This is a genomic window from Paenibacillus sp. OT2-17 (assembly GCF_009827695.1).
Classification (GTDB): domain Bacteria; phylum Bacillota; class Bacilli; order Paenibacillales; family Paenibacillaceae; genus Paenibacillus; species Paenibacillus polymyxa_B.
In genome coordinates, this window is record NZ_WUDQ01000865.1 from 1 (window position 1) to 1,083 (window position 1,083).

At 43.4% G+C, this 1,083-nt stretch carries 1 protein-coding gene and 1 pseudogene; both read right to left on the reverse strand.

Going from position 1 to position 1,083, the window contains the following annotated elements:
* A pseudogene (locus GRP75_RS29410) lies at nt 1-227 on the reverse strand (hypothetical protein); the annotation flags it as partial.
* A gap of 47 nt (nt 228-274) precedes the next feature.
* On the reverse strand, nt 275-1,083 hold an 809-nt coding region (locus GRP75_RS27755), incomplete at its 5' end, for a helix-turn-helix domain-containing protein (RefSeq protein ID WP_160790981.1).

The window sequence follows — 1,083 nt, forward strand, 5'->3', positions numbered from 1 at the left end:
TTCTCAAGTGTTTCTCCTCCAGAGAGATCCGCGCCTGTTGGATCTACCACATATCCCAGTCGGATGGAAACGGGATATTCATATTTCCCCAATGGATCGGCAGCGGCAGTGTCCGAGATTGTTTTCGTTGGTCCCATTGGCGATTCCCGGACGTATGGGTTGCTGAAATATACTGTCACTGTAATTAAGCTGACGACAAGAACACATGCAGCCATCTTCTTAATCATCGCTTTCCCTTCTTTCGCCCGGATTATTGGTCATCTGGGAGAGTACGCTATTTATCCCCTCTGCCGAGCTGTCGATATTCGCTTGGCAGCAGACCTGTCAATTCGCGAAAAATTCGGCTGAAATATTTTTCATCCGTATAACCCACTCGCTCCGCAATCCAGAAAATCGTGTTGGTTGTATTCAATAAATACTCTTTAGACTTCTCTATTCGTATAAATCGGGAGTACTCATTAAAGGTTTTCCCCATCAAATCCTTGAAGCATTGACTGAAATAGCTTCGGCTGATGTTCAGTTGTTGGGACAGACCTGAAGCTGTAAAAGCTTGGTCCAAATTATTTTGCATGATCATAATCGCTTTTTTCACGGCGTCTACAATTTCTTGTGAATACGAAGTCTGTTCATCTGCCTTACGAATGCCCACAGAGGTCTGCTTGATCCAATCTTCTACCTCGTACCAGGATTGAAAAGAATGGATCATTGAGATTCTACCCAACGTAGTCTGAGCAAAAAGGTGATTCCATTCCATAACTATAGAGTATAGCAATCCCATCAGCTGGCCTTTATGCAGTCTTAGTGATTTGAACTGTTCAATCAGTTGGTTGTAATAACTGTCGTTGTAGGTCCATGGTGATAGGAACCAACTTTGCCTAATACGATCCATGTCTTCATCCTGCGGTTCTATTGGAAATGAGTCCTCCACATTCATCGAAACGGAAATGACAGGATCATAAGGATTGTATGCATAGAATAAGGACGTTTCTGTATAATTCATAATCCAGTTTTGGATTTGCGACCATGTTCGCTCTTGTACATCGGACATAACCAGCAAGGCGACTTGGGGAACTTGATCCAGGG